This is a genomic window from Streptomyces sp. NPDC008092 (genome assembly GCF_042957285.1).
Classification (GTDB): domain Bacteria; phylum Actinomycetota; class Actinomycetes; order Streptomycetales; family Streptomycetaceae; genus Streptomyces.
Map to the genome: position 1 here is coordinate 171,410 of NZ_JBIBHY010000010.1, position 18,962 is coordinate 190,371.

The 18,962-nt window shown below is 71.7% G+C and carries 15 protein-coding genes and 1 tRNA gene; 9 read left to right on the forward strand and 7 right to left on the reverse strand.

Annotated elements, in window-relative coordinates; genetic code table 11:
- The first annotated feature begins 37 nt into the window (after nt 1-37).
- The 4 genes from gyrA to ACFZB3_RS30690 all read left to right on the forward strand — a co-directional run bounded on the left by gyrA (nt 38) and on the right by ACFZB3_RS30690 (nt 3,949).
- The gene (gene gyrA, locus ACFZB3_RS30675; RefSeq protein ID WP_391380959.1) at nt 38-2,632 is read left to right on the forward strand and encodes a DNA gyrase subunit A; all 2,595 of its coding nucleotides are present in this window, start codon (nt 38-40) and stop codon (nt 2,630-2,632) included.
- A gap of 19 nt (nt 2,633-2,651) precedes the next feature.
- On the forward strand, nt 2,652-3,437 hold the full coding sequence (locus ACFZB3_RS30680; protein ID WP_391380962.1) for a DUF3566 domain-containing protein: 786 nt from the start codon (nt 2,652-2,654) through the stop codon (nt 3,435-3,437).
- A gap of 111 nt (nt 3,438-3,548) precedes the next feature.
- Nucleotides 3,549-3,625, forward strand: a tRNA-Ile gene (locus tag ACFZB3_RS30685).
- A gap of 147 nt (nt 3,626-3,772) precedes the next feature.
- Nucleotides 3,773-3,949 (forward strand): hypothetical protein, encoded by a 177-nt coding sequence (locus tag ACFZB3_RS30690; RefSeq protein ID WP_391380964.1) that lies wholly within the window; start codon nt 3,773-3,775, stop codon nt 3,947-3,949.
- Between the two features lie 585 nt (nt 3,950-4,534).
- Here the strand turns inward: ACFZB3_RS30690 and ACFZB3_RS30695 are convergent.
- The 3 genes from ACFZB3_RS30695 to ACFZB3_RS30705 form a co-directional block, all read right to left on the reverse strand.
- Nucleotides 4,535-8,689: an AAA family ATPase gene (locus ACFZB3_RS30695; protein ID WP_391380967.1), complete on the reverse strand. Its 4,155-nt coding sequence runs from the start codon at nt 8,687-8,689 to the stop codon at nt 4,535-4,537.
- A gap of 343 nt (nt 8,690-9,032) precedes the next feature.
- Nucleotides 9,033-9,599: a hypothetical protein gene (locus tag ACFZB3_RS30700; protein ID WP_391380970.1), complete on the reverse strand. Its 567-nt coding sequence runs from the start codon at nt 9,597-9,599 to the stop codon at nt 9,033-9,035.
- Nucleotides 9,600-9,858: 259 nt separating this feature from the next.
- Nucleotides 9,859-10,308, reverse strand: a complete 450-nt coding sequence (locus ACFZB3_RS30705) for a DoxX family protein (protein WP_391380972.1) — start codon at nt 10,306-10,308, stop codon at nt 9,859-9,861.
- A gap of 235 nt (nt 10,309-10,543) precedes the next feature.
- Between ACFZB3_RS30705 and ACFZB3_RS30710 the strand changes: the two genes are divergently transcribed.
- The 3 genes from ACFZB3_RS30710 to ACFZB3_RS30720 are packed head-to-tail and all read left to right on the forward strand — an operon-like array spanning nt 10,544 to nt 12,986.
- The gene (locus ACFZB3_RS30710) at nt 10,544-11,755 is read left to right on the forward strand and encodes an amidohydrolase family protein (protein ID WP_391380974.1); all 1,212 of its coding nucleotides are present in this window, start codon (nt 10,544-10,546) and stop codon (nt 11,753-11,755) included.
- A gap of 49 nt (nt 11,756-11,804) precedes the next feature.
- Complete coding sequence (locus ACFZB3_RS30715; RefSeq protein WP_391380976.1) at nt 11,805-12,020, forward strand: ferredoxin; 216 nt, start codon at nt 11,805-11,807, stop codon at nt 12,018-12,020.
- 3 nt (nt 12,021-12,023) lie between these two features.
- Nucleotides 12,024-12,986, forward strand: coding sequence for an FkbM family methyltransferase (locus ACFZB3_RS30720; protein ID WP_391380978.1), 963 nt, complete (start codon nt 12,024-12,026; stop codon nt 12,984-12,986).
- Nucleotides 12,987-13,029: 43 nt separating this feature from the next.
- On the opposite strand, the gene ACFZB3_RS30725 is transcribed toward ACFZB3_RS30720, so the two are convergent.
- The 3 genes from ACFZB3_RS30725 to ACFZB3_RS30735 all read right to left on the reverse strand — a co-directional run bounded on the left by ACFZB3_RS30725 (nt 13,030) and on the right by ACFZB3_RS30735 (nt 15,108).
- A complete protein-coding gene (locus tag ACFZB3_RS30725) occupies nt 13,030-13,791 on the reverse strand; it encodes a glycosyltransferase (protein ID WP_391380980.1) in 762 nt (253 codons plus the stop codon).
- Nucleotides 13,788-14,576 carry a GntR family transcriptional regulator gene (locus ACFZB3_RS30730; RefSeq protein WP_391380982.1) on the reverse strand — a complete coding sequence of 263 codons (789 nt, stop codon included), beginning with the start codon at nt 14,574-14,576 and terminating at the stop codon, nt 13,788-13,790. Before ACFZB3_RS30730 ends, ACFZB3_RS30725 begins: the two co-directional genes overlap by 4 nt.
- A 190-nt stretch (nt 14,577-14,766) precedes the next feature.
- On the reverse strand, nt 14,767-15,108 hold the full coding sequence (locus tag ACFZB3_RS30735; RefSeq protein WP_391380986.1) for a DUF6344 domain-containing protein: 342 nt from the start codon (nt 15,106-15,108) through the stop codon (nt 14,767-14,769).
- Between the two features lie 351 nt (nt 15,109-15,459).
- On the opposite strand from ACFZB3_RS30735, the gene ACFZB3_RS30740 reads away from it, so the two are divergent.
- A complete protein-coding gene (locus tag ACFZB3_RS30740; protein WP_003999697.1) occupies nt 15,460-15,588 on the forward strand; it encodes a DLW-39 family protein in 129 nt (42 codons plus the stop codon).
- A 255-nt stretch (nt 15,589-15,843) separates the two neighbouring features.
- Entirely contained in the window at nt 15,844-17,163 is a 1,320-nt protein-coding gene (locus ACFZB3_RS30745; RefSeq protein WP_391380989.1) for a hypothetical protein, read from the forward strand.
- Here the strand turns inward: ACFZB3_RS30745 and ACFZB3_RS30750 are convergent.
- Complete coding sequence (locus ACFZB3_RS30750) at nt 17,127-18,824, reverse strand: protein kinase (protein ID WP_391380991.1); 1,698 nt, start codon at nt 18,822-18,824, stop codon at nt 17,127-17,129. The genes ACFZB3_RS30745 and ACFZB3_RS30750 overlap by 37 nt on opposite strands.
- Between the last annotated feature and the right edge of the window lie 138 nt (nt 18,825-18,962).

The window sequence follows — 18,962 nt, forward strand, 5'->3', positions numbered from 1 at the left end:
TCTCAGCTGACCGCACAGGGAAGGATCTTCACCAGCAATGGCCGACGAGAACACTCCCGCCACCCCTGAAGAGGGCGGCGAACTCGCGATGCGTGTCGAGCCCGTCGGGCTCGAGACGGAGATGCAGCGCTCGTACCTGGACTACGCGATGTCCGTCATCGTGTCCCGTGCGCTGCCGGACGTCCGGGACGGTCTCAAGCCCGTCCACCGCCGCGTCCTGTACGCGATGTACGACGGCGGGTACCGCCCCGAGCGCGGCTTCTACAAGTGCGCGCGCGTGGTCGGCGACGTCATGGGCAACTACCACCCGCACGGTGACAGTTCGATCTACGACGCGCTGGTGCGCCTCGCCCAGCCCTGGTCGATGCGCATGCCGCTCGTCGACTCCAACGGCAACTTCGGCTCCCCGGGCAACGACCCGGCGGCCGCCATGCGGTACACCGAGTGCAAGCTCGCGCCGCTGTCGATGGAGATGGTCCGCGACATCGACGAGGAGACCGTCGACTTCACGGACAACTACGACGGCCGCTCCCAGGAGCCGACCGTCCTGCCGGCCCGCTTCCCGAACCTGCTGATCAACGGCTCCGCGGGTATCGCGGTCGGTATGGCGACCAACATCCCGCCGCACAACCTGCGCGAGGTCGCCTCCGGTGCCCAGTGGTACCTGGAGAACCCGGACGCCTCGCACGAGGAGCTCCTGGACGCGCTGATCGAGCGCATCAAGGGCCCCGACTTCCCGACCGGCGCCCTCGTCGTCGGCCGCAAGGGCATCGAGGAGGCCTACCGCACGGGCCGCGGCTCGATCACCATGCGCGCGGTCGTCGAGGTCGAGGAGATCCAGAACCGCCAGTGCCTGGTGGTCACGGAGCTGCCGTACCAGACCAACCCCGACAACCTCGCGCAGAAGATCGCCGACCTGGTGAAGGACGGCAAGGTCGGCGGCATCGCCGACGTCCGCGACGAGACCTCCTCCCGCACCGGCCAGCGGCTGGTCATCGTGCTCAAGCGGGACGCGGTCGCCAAGGTCGTCCTGAACAACCTGTACAAGCACACCGATCTGCAGTCCAACTTCGGTGCCAACATGCTGGCCCTGGTCGACGGCGTGCCGCGCACCCTGTCGCTGGACGCGTTCATCCGGCACTGGGTGACGCACCAGATCGAGGTCATCGTCCGCCGGACGCGCTTCCGGCTGCGCAAGGCCGAGGAGCGGGCGCACATCCTGCGCGGTCTGCTGAAGGCGCTGGACGCGATCGACGAGGTCATCGCGCTGATCCGGGCCAGTGACACGGTCGAGATCGCGCGCACGGGCCTGATGGAGCTCCTGGAGATCGACGAGATCCAGGCCAACGCCATCCTCGAGATGCAGCTGCGGCGGCTGGCCGCCCTGGAGCGCCAGAAGATCATCCAGGAGCACGACGAACTCCAGGCGAAGATCACCGAGTACAACGCGATCCTCGCCTCCCCGGTCCGGCAGCGCGGCATCGTCAGCGAGGAGCTGGCCGCGATCGTCGAGAAGTACGGCGACGACCGCAAGACCATGCTGGTGCCCTACGACGGTGACATGTCCATCGAGGACCTGATCGCCGAGGAGGACATCGTGGTCACCGTGTCGCGCGGTGGCTATGTGAAGCGGACCAAGACGGACGACTACCGGGCGCAGAAGCGCGGCGGCAAGGGCGTGCGCGGTACGAAGCTGAAGGAAGACGACATCGTCGACCACTTCTTCGTCTCCACCACGCACCACTGGCTGCTGTTCTTCACGAACAAGGGCCGGGTGTACCGGGCGAAGGCCTACGAGCTGCCGGACGCCGGCCGGGACGCGCGCGGTCAGCACGTGGCGAACCTGCTGGCCTTCCAGCCGGACGAGGCGATCGCGGAGATCCTCGCGATCCGCGACTACGACGCGGCGGACTACCTGGTGCTCGCCACCAAGGCCGGTCTGGTCAAGAAGACGCCTCTGAAGGATTACGATTCGCCCCGCTCCGGCGGTGTCATCGCGATCAACCTGCGGGAGCGCGAGGACGGTTCCGACGACGAACTGATCGGTGCCGAGCTGGTTTCGGCGGACGACGATCTGCTTCTGATCAGCAAGAAGGCACAGTCGATCAGGTTCACCGCCTCCGACGACACTCTGCGACCCATGGGCCGGGCCACCTCCGGTGTCAAGGGCATGAGTTTCCGTGAGGGGGATGAACTTCTGTCGATGAATGTTGTTCGACCCGGTACGTTCGTGTTCACTGCCACCGACGGGGGGTACGCGAAGCGGACCCGTGTCGACGAGTACCGCGTCCAGGGCCGCGGCGGCCTCGGTATCAAGGCCGCCAAGATCGTGGAGGACCGCGGATCGCTGGTCGGCGCGCTGATCGTCGAGGAGAACGACGAGATCCTCGCCATCACCCTGTCCGGCGGTGTGATTCGCACGCGAGTCAGCGGGGTCAGGGAGACGGGCCGTGACACCATGGGCGTCCAACTGATCAACCTGGGCAAGCGCGATGCCGTCGTGGGTATCGCACGTAACGCCGAGGCCGGCAGCGAGGCGGAGGAAGTCGACGGCGAGGACGCCGTGGACGAGACCGCCGAGGGTGTCGCGACCAGCGGCACGGACGAGGGTGAGGCGCCCTCGGCCGAGTAGGCACGAGGAGTGAGTCATCGTGAGCGGAGCCACGGGCGCCGGATCGGCCGGTACCTCGACGGGTACGGACGCGGACGGCGGCGGCCGTGGCTCCGCCGCGTCCGACGGGGGCGGTGCGCCGCAGCAGGCGGACACGCACACGACCCAGCTGAAGGCGATCAAGGCGCCCGCGAAGGCGCCCGCGCCGGACGCACCGGGATCGCAGGGGGGAACCGTGACCGACACCCGAGGGCCGGCCGCGCCGGGCGACCGACCGGCGCCCGCGCAGCCGCCGCAGCAGGGGGCTTCCCCGCTGCCCGGGGAACGGCGTGCCGAGCAGCCCGCCGGGCCCTACCACCCGCCGCAGGCCTACCCGGCGGCGCAGGCCGCGCAGGCGCCCGCGGGGGGCGTACGACGGCCGCGTACGGGCGCCGCGGGGGCGCGCACCGCGCCGCGCACCCGCAAGGCCCGGCTGCGGGTCGCCAAGGCCGACCCCTGGTCGGTCATGAAGGTCAGTTTCCTGCTCTCCATCGCGCTGGGCATCTGCTCGATCGTGGCGGCGGCGGTGCTGTGGATGGTCCTGGACGCGATGGGCGTGTTCTCGACGGTCGGCGGCACGATCTCGGAGGCGACCGGTTCGAACGAGTCGAACGGCTTCGATCTCCAGGCGTTCCTCTCCCTTCCGCACGTCCTGACGTTCACGGCGATCATCGCGGTCATCGACGTCGTCCTCGCGACGGCGCTGGCGACCCTCGGCGCGTTCATCTACAACCTCTCCGCGGGCTTCGTCGGCGGCATCGAGCTGACCTTGGCCGAGGACGAGTAACCCGGCTTCAAACCTCCCCTGACGGTCCCCCGACAACCGATTTTGGGACTGCCCCGGTCGTGCGCTAATCTTCAGGAGTCAGCGCGCGGGACATACACCGCAGAGCGCGGCGGGGCTATAGCTCAGTTGGTTAGAGCGCATCCCTGATAAGGATGAGGCCACAGGTTCAAATCCTGTTAGCCCCACCAGCACGAAGACCCCCAGCCGATCCGGCTGGGGGTCTTTTGGCGTCGACGGGAGCGCAGGGGGGCGCGATGGCGAGGGTGGATCGGGTCGGCGGGGCGTCGACTTCTGCGACGGGCAGAGGGCGGACACGCGTGCCGCGGTGGTTGTTCGTGGTGGCCGGCGTCGTTGCAGCGATCAACGTGATGGTCGAGGCCGCGACTGCCGCCAACCTGGTGGTGCGAGTCCTCGCGATCCTTCTTCTGGTCGTCGCAGGCTTCTTCGCGGGCACCTTGTTCCACCTGGTGAAGGGACGCCCGGACGCCGGCGTCGCAGCCCCCAGGAGCTGACGAGGCACGACCGGGCCGCCGGGCCGCGGGAGTAGCCTTCCCGCGGAGGGGTGCCATGTCTGCGTGGGTCACTTTGGGAGCCGGCTGCTTTGTCGTAGTCGTGGGTGTGTTGGCCCTGATCGGCCGGGGAGTCGCACCGCACGCGCAGTCGCGGAGGTCCGGCTGGGGTCGGACGGCGATGGGGGGCGGCTTCGTCCTGGACGGCGGAGCCAGACTGCTCGGCCTCTCGTCCGGAGTGGTGTTGGTCGTTTCCGCCGTTGCCCTGGGGCTCATCGTGTTCGGTGCGGTGCTTCAGATCAGGGGTGGAGTGTTCGCCAGGGTCCGTCACGCCGGCGACGGAGACCGGGAGCCGCGGCTCTGACATCGGCAACTCACCGGTACGGGTGGGTCGGAGCCCTGGGCCGGTCGTGCTGCCGCTCGGCCGGGAGCGGGCATGAAAAGGCCCGATCGCTGGCGACGGGGGATGCACCAGCGACCGGGTTGTGGCCAGCCTAACAAGGTGGCCTGTGCGGTGGGAGTCAACTTCTCAGCCGTCGTGAGCAGTTGTGATCGGGATCACTCAAAGGCGGTCATGGGTGGGGTGGATCAGGCGTCGCACGGCGGGTCGTAGGCGAGGCGGGGGAGGTATTCGCGCCACTTGGCGGGCGTCAGGACGTTGCGGGTGACCGAGCAGATGCGGCTGACCGCCCGGTCGACGTCGAGGCTCCACAGCCGGACCGTGTCGGCGCCGCTGGAGACGCCCAGCATGTTGCTCCGAGGGCTGAAGGAGAGGAAGTTGCCCGTCTTGGCGTTGGGGCTCATGGACTGGCCGATGGGGTGGGCCGAGGACGGGGACGACACGTTCCACAGGCGGACCGTGTTGTCGTTGCCGCCACTGGCCAGGGTCCTGCCGTCACGGCTGAAGGTCAGGGAGACGACCGCCTCGGTGTGCCCGGTGAGGGCCGCGCCCAGCCCGGTCGCGTGGGCCGGGTCGGAGACGTTCCAGAGGCGGACCGTGTCGTCGTCGCTGCCGCTCGCCAGCGTGTGGCCGTCGGGGCTGTAGGCGAGGGTGTTCACGGGGCCCAGGTGGCCCCTCAGGGGGCTGCCGAGCGGCCTGGCACGGGTCCGGTCGGAGACGTTCCAGAGGCGTACGGTGCCGTCCGCGCTGCCGCTCGCCAGGGTCCTGCCGTCCGGGCTGAAGACGAGCGCGTTGACGTAGCCGGTGTGGCCCCTGAGGGGCTCCCCGAGGCGCTTGGGGTGGCCCGGGTCGCTGATGTCCAGGAGCTGGACGGTGCGGTCGTCGTAGTCGGCGGCCACGGTCCGCCCGTCGGGGCTCAGCGTGAGCGCCTCGGAGCCCGCGTACCGGGTGTTCAGCCGGACCGGCGCACCGTACTGGGCGGGGCGCGCGGGGTCGGAGACGTTCCACAGCTGCACCCAGCTGAGGTTGTCCTCGCTGGTCAGGATGATCAGGGTGCGGCCGTCCCGGGTGAACACCATCGAGCGCAGGTCCCGCGACCCCGTCGTGAACGGCTTGCCGAGTGCGGTGGGCCGGGCCGGATCCGTGATGTTCCACAGCCGCATGCGGCTGTCGCCGCCGCCGGTGGCCAGGACCCGGCCGTCCGGGCTGAACGCCCCCGCCGCGCCGATCATGTCCGAGCCCGGGATCGACCACAGCCGCACCTTGCCGTCACCGCTGCCGGTGGCCAGGGTGTGTCCGTTCGGGCTCCAGCCGACGGCGTACATCTCGCCGCTGCTGCCCGCGAGCGGCTCGCCCACCTGGGACGGGAAGGCCGGGTTGCCGACGTTCCACAGGCTGGCCGTGGAGTCCGCGCTGCCCGCGGCGAGCATGGAGCCGTCGGGGCTGAAGGCCACCGACCAGACGGGGCCGGTGTGGCCGGTGAGCGGTGCGCCGAGGGCCTGGGCGTGCGTCCGGTCCGAGACGTCCCACAGCCGTACGGTGTCGTCCTTGCTGCCGCTGGCGAGAGTGCGGCCGTCCGGGCTGAAGGCCACCGAGTGCACGGTCGCGGTGTGTCCGGTGAGCGGAGCGCCGACCCGCTCGGGGCGGCGGGGGTCGGAGACGTCGTACAGGAGGATCGAGTTGTCGTCGCTGCCGGCCGCGAGGGTGCGGCCGTCGGGGCTGAACGCGATCGAGCGCACGGCCTCGGTGTGGCCGGTGAGAGTGCCCAGCGAGGTGGGGCGGCGCGGGTCGTGCACGTCCCACAGGCGGACGGTGTGGTCCTCGTCGGCGGCGGCCAGGGTCCTGCCGTCCGGGCTGAAGGCGACCAGGTAGACGGTGCCGTCGTGGCCGGCCAGCGGCGCGCCCAGGGAGGTGGGGTGGCGCGGGTCGGAGACGTTCCACAGGCGTACGGTGCCGTCGTCGCCGGCGCTGGCCAGGGTCCTGCCGTCCGGGCTGAAGACCGCGCTGGAGACCCAGCTGGTGTGGCCGAGCAGCGGCTTGCCCAGGGCCTTCGGCCGGGTCGGGTCGCTGACGTCCCACAGCCGGACCGTGCGGTCGTAGGCGGCGGTGGCCAGGACCTTGCCGTCGGGGCTGAAGGTGGTGAGGTAGACGGCGCCGGTGTGGCCGAGCAGCGGGGTGGCCAGCGGGGCGTTGACGATGGAGATCAGGCGGTTGTTGGCGCCCTCGTCGTCCTGGCGCAGGTCGTGGGCCACCAGGTCGAGCTGGGCGGAGAGGGACGGGTCCGAGTACTGGAACCGGTCGGCCTCCGCCACCACCTGCTCGAACACCGCGTCGTCCCGCTGCTGCCGGGCGACCACCGCGGAGCCGGCCGCCAGTACCGCGAGTACGACCAGCGCCGACACGGCGGCCCGGCTGATCCACACCGTGCGCCGGCGCAGCCGTACCGAGGCCGCCAGGAACTCCACCGCGCTGCGGGTCAGGAAGGTGTCTCCGGCCGACTTCGCCCAGGTGTGGGCCTGCTCCAGGCGTGAGCCCCGGTAGAGCAGCGCGGAGTCCTGGGACGACTCCTCCCAGGCCCGGCCGTCCTCCTCCAGGCGCTGGCGCAGCAGATTGCCGTTGCGGTCCTCGTCGAGCCACTCGCGCAGCCGGGGCCAGGCGTGCAGCAACGCCTCGTGGGTGATCTCCACGGTGTCCGCGTCGAGGGTCACCAGCCGGGCCCGGACCAGGGCTTCGAGTGACTCCTCCGTCTTGTTCGGGTCGGTGGATTCCGCGGCCAGCTGGCGTCGGGTACCGCGTCTGCGGGTCGCCTGGGTGTCCTCGCCGAGCCGCACCAGCCGGAGCAGGAGCAGCCGGGCGGCGGTGCGGGCGGCCGGGTCGAGGCTCGACCAGGCGCGTTCCGCGGTCGCCGCGACGGCACCCTGGATACCGCCGGCCGCCCGGTAACCGGCCAGCGTCAGCCGGCCCGCCTTGCGGCGCTGCCAGGTGGCGAGCAGGGCGTGGGAGAGGAGGGGGAGGACGCCGGCGTCATGGGCGCCGCGCGGGCCGTCCGCGCTCACCTCGCGGACGATCAGCTCGGCGAGACCGGGTTCCAGCTCCAGGCCCACGGCCTTGGCGGGTGCGCTCACGGCCTCGCGCAGTTCGGCGGTGGTGAGCGGGCCGAGCACCATGTGCCGGTGCTGGAGCGCGTCGGCCAGTTCCGGGTAGCCGAGGCACTGCTCGTAGAAGTCGGCACGGATACCGAGGACGACCAGGGCGGGGGCCGGTTCGCCGGTGGTGGCGGGGGTGCTGGCCGCGTGCAGGAGCTGGACGAAGGAGCGCCGGTCCGCCTCGTCGGTGCAGAGGGTGAAGGTCTCCTCGAACTGGTCGACGATCAGGACCGGACGGGCCGGATGGGCCGGATGGACCGGATGGGCCGGAAGGGCCGGAAGGGGTCGCGAGGGTGGTCGTGTTTCACGTGAAACATCGACGGTCGATCCGGTCGACGTCTGCTGGGTCGTGGTCCGTCCGGCCGCCTGCTGTCCGGTCGTGGTCCGCCCGGTCGCTGTCGACCGGAGGGACCAGGCTGTGAACGCCTTTCGTGCGGCGTCCGGATCGTCCAGGTCCGCCGGCTCGGCGAGCTCGGGTATGCGGCGGATCAGCTCCTTCACGGGGTCCGCGCCCGGGATGAGTTGAAGTATGCGGCGCGGGCGGTCGCGGTCCTCGTCGTCGGACAGGGCGCCGCTCTGGAGCGCGGTGACCAGGCCGGCGTTCAGTAGCGAGGACTTCCCCGCGCCCGAGGCGCCGACCAGCATCACCAGGCCGCCGCCCGACTGCGCGGAACGGAGCTGGGCGACCAGTGCGTCGGTGCTGCGCTCCCGCCCGAAGAACCAGCGGGCGTCCTCACGGCGGTAGGAGGCCAGACCCCGGTACGGGCAGACGCTGTCGACCGGCGGCGGCTGTTCCGTCTCCTCGGCCTCCGGTACGGGCAGTTCGCCGACCGGATCGGCCACGGCCCGCTCCCAGAGCTTCTGCCACTGGACCATGTCGTAGAGTCCGGCGGACACCGGCGTCGGCTGGGCGCGCCGGGCCTGCGGGATCAGGACCTGCAGGACGGCGGAGAGCGCGACGAACTGTGCGGGCACGTTCTTCGCCCGCCGCCAGTCGCTGATCCGCTGGGCGGAGACCCGCACCGGCCGGCCCCGCTCGTCGACGCGATGCAGCCGGTCGACCGCCTCGGCGACGCGCTTGAGCGGAGGATTACCGGCCTCCCTGTACAGCAACGCGAGTCGTTCCGCGAAGGCTGTGCGTGCCCCTGCGTCGGGACCCAAGGCTCTCCACCCCTTACTTCCCCCGCTGCTGGCCATCCGGACCGGAAAACCCACTTTATACGGCTGACCTGCGGCGAAGCCCTGGACCGGACGTCCTGCCCTCCTCATACGGGCCCCTCGGCTGGCAGGATTTCACCGCAGCAACGCGGTGATCGGGGGTCGCCCCGACCGGCCGACCAGCTCAGCATCCGCAGTGACAGCTCACGGCACCGCACGTTCTCGGTCACCTTCGGCCGGCGGCCGTCCGCCGGAGTGGCCGTACGACGCGAGCTGCTCCCGCCCACTGAGCCGACCCCGGCCCAGGCGGCGGTCCTTCACCTCCCGCGCCGTTCGGCACCGGTCCCCACGTGGGGAGGGACCGGTGCCGAACGGCACGGGATCACATCCAGCCCGCCTTACGTGCCGCCTCGACCGCGCGCTCCTCCGTGGCGTCGGCCTCCGCGGTCAGAGCAGTGTCCTGTCCGGCGGCCGTTCCGCCGGCCGCCGTCGCCGCCGCCCGGGATGCGGTGAGAGCCGTGCGCAGGGCCGCAACCGTCTCGGTGCGGTCGTCCTGGGAGGCGGCCACCTGCGCGGCCAGTGCCGCGGTGGCGGCGGCGTTGCGGGCGCAGCGGGCGTCCGCCGCCGGGTTGGGCGCGGTATCGGCCAGCGTGGTGAGCGACTGGGCCGACAGCCGCAGCGCGTTCGCGGCCCGGCCCACCGGACTCGTGGGGACGGTCTGCGCGGCGTCGGGGGCGATTCCCGCGTGGCGGCAGGCGGCCACCGCACGGTCGTACGCGCTGCGGGCGCGTGCCGCGTGCAGCTTTCTCAGGGTGTCCGCCGAAGGGGAGTCGGAGGAGGGGGAGCCGGAGAGGGGGTGGGGAGGGGGACCGGAGAGGGGATAGGGAGGGGGACCGGAGAGGGGATAGGGAGGGGGATCGGGTGGGGACTTCGCGGGGTCGGTCGTCATCCGTAGCTCCTCGCTGGGAGTGCCGTGATGGGCTGGGGCCGGAGGGGCACTGGTGCGGGTGCGTGGGGGCTGGGCGCGCAGTTCCCCGCGCCCCTTTGGGGCGCCTCATCGCGGGCGCTCCTCAAAGGGGCCGGCCCCGAAGGAAAGGGCCCAGCCCTGAAAGAGAGGGCCCAGCCCCGAAAGAGAGGGCCCAGCCCCGAACGAAAGGGCTCAGCCCCTAAGGGGCGCCCCGAAGGCCGTCTCGCGCAGGCCGTTTCCGTCAGCCGAACAGCCCCAGCGCCGAGTCCACCGACCAGCTCTGCCAGCTGATGGCGAAGAGGCCGACCACGGAGATCAGGGCCATCATCAGGTTCTGCCCCTGTTCCGCCCAGTCGTGGATCATGAGGACCAGGTAGATCAGGTTGAGCAGGAACCCGGCCACCAGCGCGATCGGTGTGAGGAAGCCGGTGACCAGTCCGAGGCCCAGGGCGAGTTCCGCGTAGGCCACGACGTAGGCCATCAGCCGGGGGCGCGGGGCGACGATGGTGTCGAAGCCCCGCCGGACCACCGGCCAGCGGTGCTTTTCCGCGACACCGGCCGCCCACCGGATGCCTCCGCCGCCGAACCACTGCTTCTTGTCCTTGTGCCGCCAGCTCTCCAGCCACCACAGACCGAGCCCGATGCGGAGCACCGCGAACCATTCGGCACCGTTCAGCAAGGCTGATCGCATCCCGCACCCTCCCCGGATCCCCACGGCATCTATCTGACGGTTCGTCAGTTCAGCGGAAGGCGGCGTGCCTCGCAAGGGGGAGGGCGGGACGAACTCCGGGAGGTTCCGGGAGCGGGGGCTGCGGGGGCGCGGTGGGCCTTGCTGGTGCGGGCCGCGGGGCCTAGCCTGAATGCCGACGGGTAATCTGATGGACCGTCAGATAATTTCGGAACTCCGCAGGCAGCAGGGGGTAGGCATGGCAGAGAACGCGACCGGCACCCAGGATCTGCCCAGGGTGATCAGCGTGGACGACCACGTGATCGAGCCCGCCCACCTCTTCGAGCGGTGGCTTCCGGGCAAGTACCGCGACAAGGGGCCCAAGCCCTTCACCGCAGGCATCGGCGAGCTCGCCTACGTCGGCGGCAAGTACCGCTTCACCACCGACCCCGCGGGCCAGACCACCGACTGGTGGGAGTACGAGGGCCTGCTCTTCCCGTACAAGCGCATCATCGCGGCCGTCGGCTTCTCCCGGGACGAGATGACGCTCGACGGCATCACCCGGGAGCAGATGCGGCGTGGCTGCTGGGACCCCAAGGCCCGCCTGGAGGACATGGACATGAACCATGTCGAGGCCTCCCTCTGCTTCCCCACCTTCCCCCGCTTCTGCGGGCAGACCTTCGCCGAGGCCGACGACAAGGAGGTCGCGCTGGCCTGCGTCCGCGCCTACAACGACTGGATGGTCGAGGAGTGGTGCGGGGACAGCGGCGGCCGTCTGATCCCGCTCTGCCTGATCCCGCTGTGGGACGTCGACCTGGCCGTCGCCGAGATCCGGCGCAACGCCGAGCGGGGCGTCCGGGCGGTCACCTTCAGCGAGATCCCGACCTATCTGGGCCTGCCGTCCATCCACTCCGGCTACTGGGACCCGTTCTTCGCGGCCTGCGAGGAGACCGGGACGGTCGTCAACATGCACATCGGCAGCAGCTCGCAGATGCCGGCCGCCTCACCCGACGCACCGCCCGCCGTCCAGGCCTCGCTCAGCTTCAACAACGCCATGGCCTCGATGATGGACTTCCTCTTCTCCGGGGTCCTGGTGAAGTTCCCCCGGCTGAAACTCGCGTACAGCGAGGGCCAGATGGGCTGGATCCCGTACGCCCTGGAGCGCGCCGACGACGTCTGGGAGGAGCACCGGGCGTGGGGCGGGGTGAAGGACCTGATCCCCGAACCGCCTTCGACGTACTACTACCGGCAGATCTTCTGCTGCTTCTTCCGGGACCGGCACGGCATCGAGGCGATCGAGACGATCGGCGTGGACAACGCGACGTTCGAGACGGACTACCCGCACGTCGACTCGACCTGGCCGGAGACCAAGCGGGTGGCCCAGGAACACGTCGGCGGACTGGACCCCGAGGTCGCCTACAAGCTGCTGCGCGGCAACGCGATCCGGATGCTGGAGCTGCCGTTCACATAGCCGGTGCGCGGCCGGTTCGGCGGGTGCCCTGCTGGGCAGGGGACCTTCCATGAAGGTCTCCGTCGATGCCGACGTCTGCTACGGGTCGGGTGAGTGTGCCTTCCGGGCACCCGCTGTGTTCGGCTTCGAGGACGGGTACGGTTTCGTCCTGCCCGTACGCGAGGAGTACGGGGAGCCCGGGGACGACGACGAACTGATCCGGGACATCGCCGAACGCTGCCCGTCGCAGGCGATCCGGATCGACGGCCGAAGGGTCACCGACTAGCGGATGAGCACCAGCCGCACCACCAGCCGCACCACCAGCCTCACCAGCCCCACCGAACTCCTGGCCACCCTCGGCCGCCGCTACGTCCGCGACTTCCCGGGCCCCTGGGGCAAGGCCCTCGCGGCCCGCGCGCTCAACCCCTACCTGCGCGACCACCCCCGGCAGCGCGTCGTCGAGACGCTCTCCGGCGCCCGGTTCGCGGTCGACACCCAGGACCTCATCCAGCGTTACCTCTACCTCTTCGGGGTGTGGGAACCGCACATGACGCGCTGGCTGCGCGGCCGGCTGGCACCGGGGGACTGCTTCGTCGACGTCGGGGCCAACATCGGCGTCTTCAGCGTCCTCGCCTCCCGGCTGGTCGGGGAGCAGGGCCGGGTCGTGGCCGTCGAGGCCTCCCCCGCCTTCCACCGCCGCCTCGAACAGCAGAGCGCGCTCAACGGCTGCCGGAACATCCGCGCGGTCAACGCCGCCGTCTCCGACGCCCACCGCACCCTGACCTTCGTGCTCGCCAGCTCCCGCAACATGGGCGCCAACAGCATCGTCCCGTGGGACGGCCCGGCCGAGTCCAGCTTCGACATCGAGGCCGTACCGCTGCCCGAACTGCTCCGGCCCGAGGAGATCGAGACCGCGCGGGTCGTCAAGATCGACGTGGAGGGCGCCGAGGGCGCGGTGGTGCGCGGGCTCGCCCCGCTGCTGGACAGGCTCCGCCCGGACGCCGAGATCACCGTCGAGGTCACCCCCGACCGGATGGCCCAGCTGGGCGACTCGGCGGACGACCTGCTGCGCACCATGACCGACGCCGGCTACCACGTCTACCGGCTCGCCAACAGCTACGCGGCCGACAGCTACCCCCGGGCCCTGTACGGCGAACCGGTGGTCCCGGTCCGCTGGGACCGCCCGGTGACCGAGGAGAGCGACCTGGTGTTCTCGCGCGTGGACGCGGCGACGCTGGGCCCCGCCGGGTAGGTCCCGGGCCGCGCCGGCCGGGTCCCGGGTCCCGCCGGACAGGTCACCCGTACCGCCAGCCGAACTCCGCCAGGGCCCGCGCCCGTGCCGCCACGACCGCCATGCGGGCCTCCCGCTCCACCGGGTCGGTGTGTGCGGGGCGGCCGGTGACCTGGCCCTCCCACTTGCGGTAGAGCAGCCCGGCCTGCGCCGTGAACCAGCCCCGGCTGACGGCGTCGAGGGCGAGCAGCAGCCCGGTGTCCTCCGAGGCGGGCAGCGCCATCCAGCCGCCGAGGGCCAGCAGCAGCTCGCGGCGGACGAAGAGGGTGGCCGGGTGGACCTGGGCGCGGAAGCCGTTCGCCGACCAGTGGCCGAGCACCGTCCCGCGCTCGATCGGGCCCTCCTCCGGATCACCGGGGAAACCGGCCGTGGAACCGTCCGGCAGCAGGTCCAGGGCCCGTGAGGTGGCCCAGCCGAGGTCCGGGCGGGCCGCCAGCGCGGCCAGGTCACGGCCCAGCGCACCCGGCAGCAGCTGGTCGTCGGCGTCGAGGACCTTGACGTACGGCCCCTGGGCCCGGGCCAGCGCCATGGTGCGCGCGACCCCGGGACCGCCGGCGCGGCCCTGCCGGAACGACACCCGCGCGTCGTCGGGGACGTAGGAGCCCACCTCGTCGCCGTGCCCGTCCTGCTGGACCAGCCACTCCCACTCCCACCCGTCCGGCAGCCGCTGCTCGCACAGCGACCGGTAGGCCTCGGGCAGGAAACGGGCCGACGGCGCGTGGACCGCGGTGACGACGGTGATGCGCCGGGTCACGGCAGCGCTCACCACCTTTCCAGATGTGTGGTGAAGAGCAGCTCGGTGCGGTCGCCGGGGAGCGTGACGGCGGTGATGTCCACGATGCGGTCACGGATGTCGTACGACGTCTTGCGCAGCAGGATCACCGAGGTACCGGCCGGCAGGTCCAGCTCCCGGGCCTCCTCCGGCGTCGGCGGCCGGGCGGTGAAGCGCTCCTCGACGCGGTCGACCTCGATGCCGACGGTGTGCAGCTGGTTCTGGGTGCCGCCCGGCCAGGGTTCGTTGGCCTCGTCCAGGAGATCCGGATTGGCGGCGATCAGGTCGCGGACGAGGTAGGAGGTCACCAGGCTGAAGGGGGCGGTCTCGGCGGCATGCCTGGTCCGGTAGGTGCGCTCCAGGAGCACGGTGCCCTCCGGCACCCCGAACGCGCCGGCGAGGTCGCCGGGCGCGGTCAGCTCGCGGTAGCGGGCGAAGAAGACCAGGTCGTCGAGGACCAGGCCGGTCTCGCGCTCGGTCGCGCCGGTCTCGGCCCGGGTGGCCTCCGGCATCAGGGCGCGGTCCTTCTCCCACTGGTGCCGTTCGTTGTCGCGGACCGCGCGGGTGCGCGGGCGGCGCACGAAGGTGCCGCTGCCGTGCCGCTTGTCGATCAGGCCCTCCGCGCTCAGCAGCCGCAGCGCGTTCTGGATCGTCGGGACGCTCCGCCCGTAGTGCCGGGCCAGCTCCGCCTCGGAGGGCAGCCGGGCGCCGGGCTCGCGCTCGCCGGTCCTGATGGAGCGGCGGAGGTCGTCGGCGATCTCCTCGTATGCCTTGGGCACATGATCAGCCTACGACTCCTCAAGAGGAGCTGAGGAGTCGAGCCGTTCCATCCGTGGACGAGGTGGTTTCCGGACATGCGGAGGCCCGCGGCCGGATCGGTCCCGGTCGCGGGTCTGTGTCGCAGTTGGCGCTGGTACGTACGCAAGTCGCCCTTGCGCCGTTGCGTCCGAGCCGTCTGTACCTGGGGGGTCAGCAGTCGAGCGGTGCCGCGGGGGGTTCGGCCGTGGTCTCCGACTCGGTGGTGTCCAGGGGGCGGGTCCGGCAGCTGGGGGTCTTGCCGTGGGCCTCGGCCCGGATCCGCTGCTTCATCGTGGGCGGGAGGGACCTTGCCTGGGACCAGAGCCAGTGGGTCTGTGCCGGGATCGTCACCCGGTCCGTGCTGACGTCGTCGCCGGTGCTGTTGCGCGGGGTCTCGGTCTGCGGTACCGCGGCGGCGGTGGTGGCGGAGACGAATCCGAGCGCCGTGCACAGCGCGAGGAAGGCGGTGACGATGGCGGTCCACAGCTTCATGACCTTGGAGTTCCGGGCCATGGCCCCTCACTTTCGGGTTGGGCGATTTGCGTACTTTCCTCATGATGTGTATGGGGATCGCGAAGTGGGGGACGCCGGCCTGTGGCGCGTCGATGTTCCGATGAACACCACACGGATGGGTGCATGGCGTGGGAAAAATCTGAAGAAAGGCCCATGAAGGGCGTCGAGAAGGAGCAAAGTAACCGTCCGTGGGGGTGTGATCACCCTCCGATCGGAGCGGTCCGACCTCATGCAACGCCTTGCGGCGGACCGGAGTTGGGGGTCGGACGCCAGGTCACCGATCGATATCGGTCGGTGTGTATAGTCGGGCGCCAGAGGTCCCCTACGTCAAGGAAGAGACGAGGTCGCGCGGTGAAGAAGCTTCTCCTGGTCGCACTGGCCGCCATCGGCGGGCTCCTCGTGTACCGCCAGATCCAGGCGGATCGCGCCGAGCAGGATCTGTGGACGGAGGCGACTGACTCCGTGCCCACGGGTTCGTGAGTACCGACAACAGACGACACTGAGACCCCGGCCGCCGGAGCGGTCGGGGTTTTGCGTTGCCGGGGTGGCGGCGGGCGCGATGCGGGTGGTGTCGCGGTCGGCGTGTTCCAGGCCCGGCGTTGCGTTCGGGGCGTTTCGTCCGGAGCGTTTCGGACGGTCGTGCCGATCGCCGGGTGGCGCGGAGGCGCGCGGGGCAGTATGGGGCCCGGCCGGGCCGTGACTTCGCCGGTCGGCGGACGACGACTGGGGGCGCGCGTGACACGGCGGTGGCGTACGGCGGCATGGCGGGGCATCTGCGTGACGGCCGCCCTCGCACTGACGGCACTGCTGCCGGCCTCCGCCGCTGCTGCCGCCTCTGCCGCCTCTGCCGACGGCAGCACCGGCTACGCCTTCGCCCCCGGCGCCCGTACCGTCACCGCGGCGGCGAGCACCACGGACGCCGTACCGCTGGAGCCAGGCACGACCTACCGCAGCACCCTCCCCGACAAGGGCGAGCGCTACTTCCGCCTGGAACTCACCGCCGCCGCCACGGCCTACGTCCCCGTCACCGCCGTTCCGCCCGCCGCCGCCACCGTCTCGGCCAGCGACGGCATCGAGGTCTCGATCGAGGACGCCAACGGCACCGCCTGCGACTACGACAGCGCCCGCTTCGGCGCCGGGCTCAGCCCCCGGCCGGTCACGGCGGTGGGACGGCGGGACGCGGGCAAGGCGCTGTGCCAGGACGCCGGCACCTACTACGTGGTCGTCGAGCGGGTCGTGTCCGGCTCACGGACCACCACCCCGGGCAGCTGGGACCTGGAGATCGCCCCGGTCACCGAACCCGCCCTGGCCAGGACCGGCGCCACCACCGCCCCCGAGGCCTGGAACTCCGCGTCACCCGAGCCGCTCACCTCGGACCCCCGCCGCCGCACCGCGGGCGCCGGCTTCACCACGGCCCGCACCCTGGACCAGGGCGTCTGGCAGACCGACATCACGCCCGGCCAGACCCTCTACTACGCCGTCCCGGTCGACTGGGGCCGGCAGCTCCACGCCACCGTCGACCTCGGCAGCAGCAGCGGCGACGCCCACGGCTATGTCAGCGCCGCGCTCAACCTCTCCCTCTACAACCCCGTCCGCGGCCACGTCGACGACGTCTCCCTCGGCTACGACGGCACCCAGAAGTCGTCCTCCCTCGATCCCCTGCCACCCGTCGCCTACGCCAACCGGTACGCCGCCTCCGGCACCCAGAACGCCGTCCGCTTCGCCGGCGCCTACTACCTCGTCGTCCACCTCAGCGGGCAGACCGCGGACACCTTCGGGAAGGGGCCGTACGGCGTCACGCTCCGGGTCCGGGTCGACGGCACCCCGAACTCCGGCCCCTCATACGCCGGTTCACCGGTCCCGAAGGGCATCTTCGGCGTGTCCTGGGACCGGGGCGGCCTCCTGACCCCGCCCGGCGACGACGACACGGCGATGCGGGCCCTCGCGGCCGGCGGCATCGGCACGGGCACCGCCCTGCTGCTCGTCCTCGGCGTGTGGACCCTGACCGCGCGGCGCTCTCAGAGCCGGGCCAGCGCCCAGAAACCGACGGCGTAACAGGCCAGCGCGAGCAGGAAGATGGGCACGGCAGCCCGGGCGGGCGGACCGGGCCGAGGCGCCCGCCGCCGACGCCTGCCGTGGGTACGGACCGACGGCGGCGGAGTCTGCCGGTCCCGCGCGGTGTACGTGGCGGTGGGGGTGGCAGTGGGGGTGGGGGTGTCCGCGTGCGGCGGCTGGACCGGGGGGAGCGGCTGCGCGGGCGGCCAGGGCGTGTGGGGCTGCGCGACCGGGGCGGCCTGCGGCTGGACGTACGGCGGGTAGGACGATGCCGGCCCGGGCCGCACGGCGGCGGGGGCCGGGGGGACCGGTGCCTCGGGCGGGGGAAGCCGGAAGCTGCCGGTGTCGGACATGGAGACGGGAGCCGAGGGGGTCGCGCCGCTGTCGGCACCGACTGCCGGGAGCGCCCCTTCGGCGCTCCTCGCCGCCGCCCGGGCCCCCGTCCCCGCCCCGGCCCCGGGTGCCGCCACAGCCGGGCCCGCCCCCGAGCCCGTACCCGCCCCCGAGCCCGTACCCGACCCGGCATCCGGGCCCGCACCCGTGCCTGCCGCAGCGGGCGATTCCCCAGCGGGCGATCCTCCAAGCGGGCGCAGGCCAGGGGCCGCTCCGGACACCCGCGCTCCCGTCGCGGTCGCCGTGTCCGGACCCGGTACCGCCGAACTCGGTACCGCCGAACTCGGTACCACCGCACCCCCTGCCGTCCCCGGCCCTGTCCCCGTCCCACCGGACCCTGTCGAAGTCCCCGGCACGCCACGCGTCGTGTCGACCCCCGAAGCCACCCGCACCGGACCTGTCGGCCCGAACCCCGCCGGAAGCGGGCCCAGTTGGTCGAAGATCTCGATCGACTCGTCGTCCGCGTCCGTCTCCGGAAGGAGTTCCCGGGCCTCGGCGAGGGCCCTGCGGGCTCCCGTGGCCGTGCGGAAACGGGCACGTGGGTCCGGCTGGAGGAGACTGCCGACGACCTGCCAGAGCGGGTCCGGAATGCCCTTGGGCGCTCCCGGAGTGCCGTGTTCGGCGAAATACTGGACGAGCGCCTTGGCGTCAGGCTTGGCACCCTCCAGGAGGTACAGGGCGACCAGGCCGACGGCGAACAGGTCGGCCGTGAAGTCGGGCTCGGCGCCCAGGAGTTGCTCGGGAGCGATGTAACCCGGCGTACCGACCACGAGGTTGGTCTCGGTCAGCCGGGCCTCGCCGAACCGCATGGCGATGCCGAAGTCGGACAGGCGCAGCCGGGGACGGGCCGTGCCGGTCGCCTCCAGCAGGATGTTCGCGGGCTTGATGTCCCGGTGGACCACACCCTCGCCGTGCACCGCGGCAAGGCCGGCGAGGAGCTGGTCGAGGAGGGTGCAGACGAACAGCGGGGGCAGGGGACCGTAGTCCCCGACGAGGTGCACCAGCGAGCCGCCGGCGACCAGGTCCATCGTGAAAAGGACCTTGTCGTCGTCGGCGGCCCAGCTGGCCGGCGCCAGGACATGGGGATGATCGATGCGCAGCGCCTGCTCCCGCACGAAGCGCAGGAGCGCGTGGGCGTCGCTCTGCTGGAGCACCTTGGCCGCCACATAGCGCCTGCGCCGGTGGTCCCAGGCGCGCCAGACGGCGCCCACTCCGCCATGACCGATCGGGTCGGCCAGTTCGTACCGGCCCGCGAAGACCTCACCCATGACTGCCCGTACCCCTCCCCCTCGGGATCCCCTGCCACCCCCCTTGCCTGTTACCCCCCTTGCTTCCCCCGGATGAGCGATACGACCCCTCTCGCGTGACCCCCTCTGCCAGGGCCTGGCCCCGCCCGGTTCACCGGA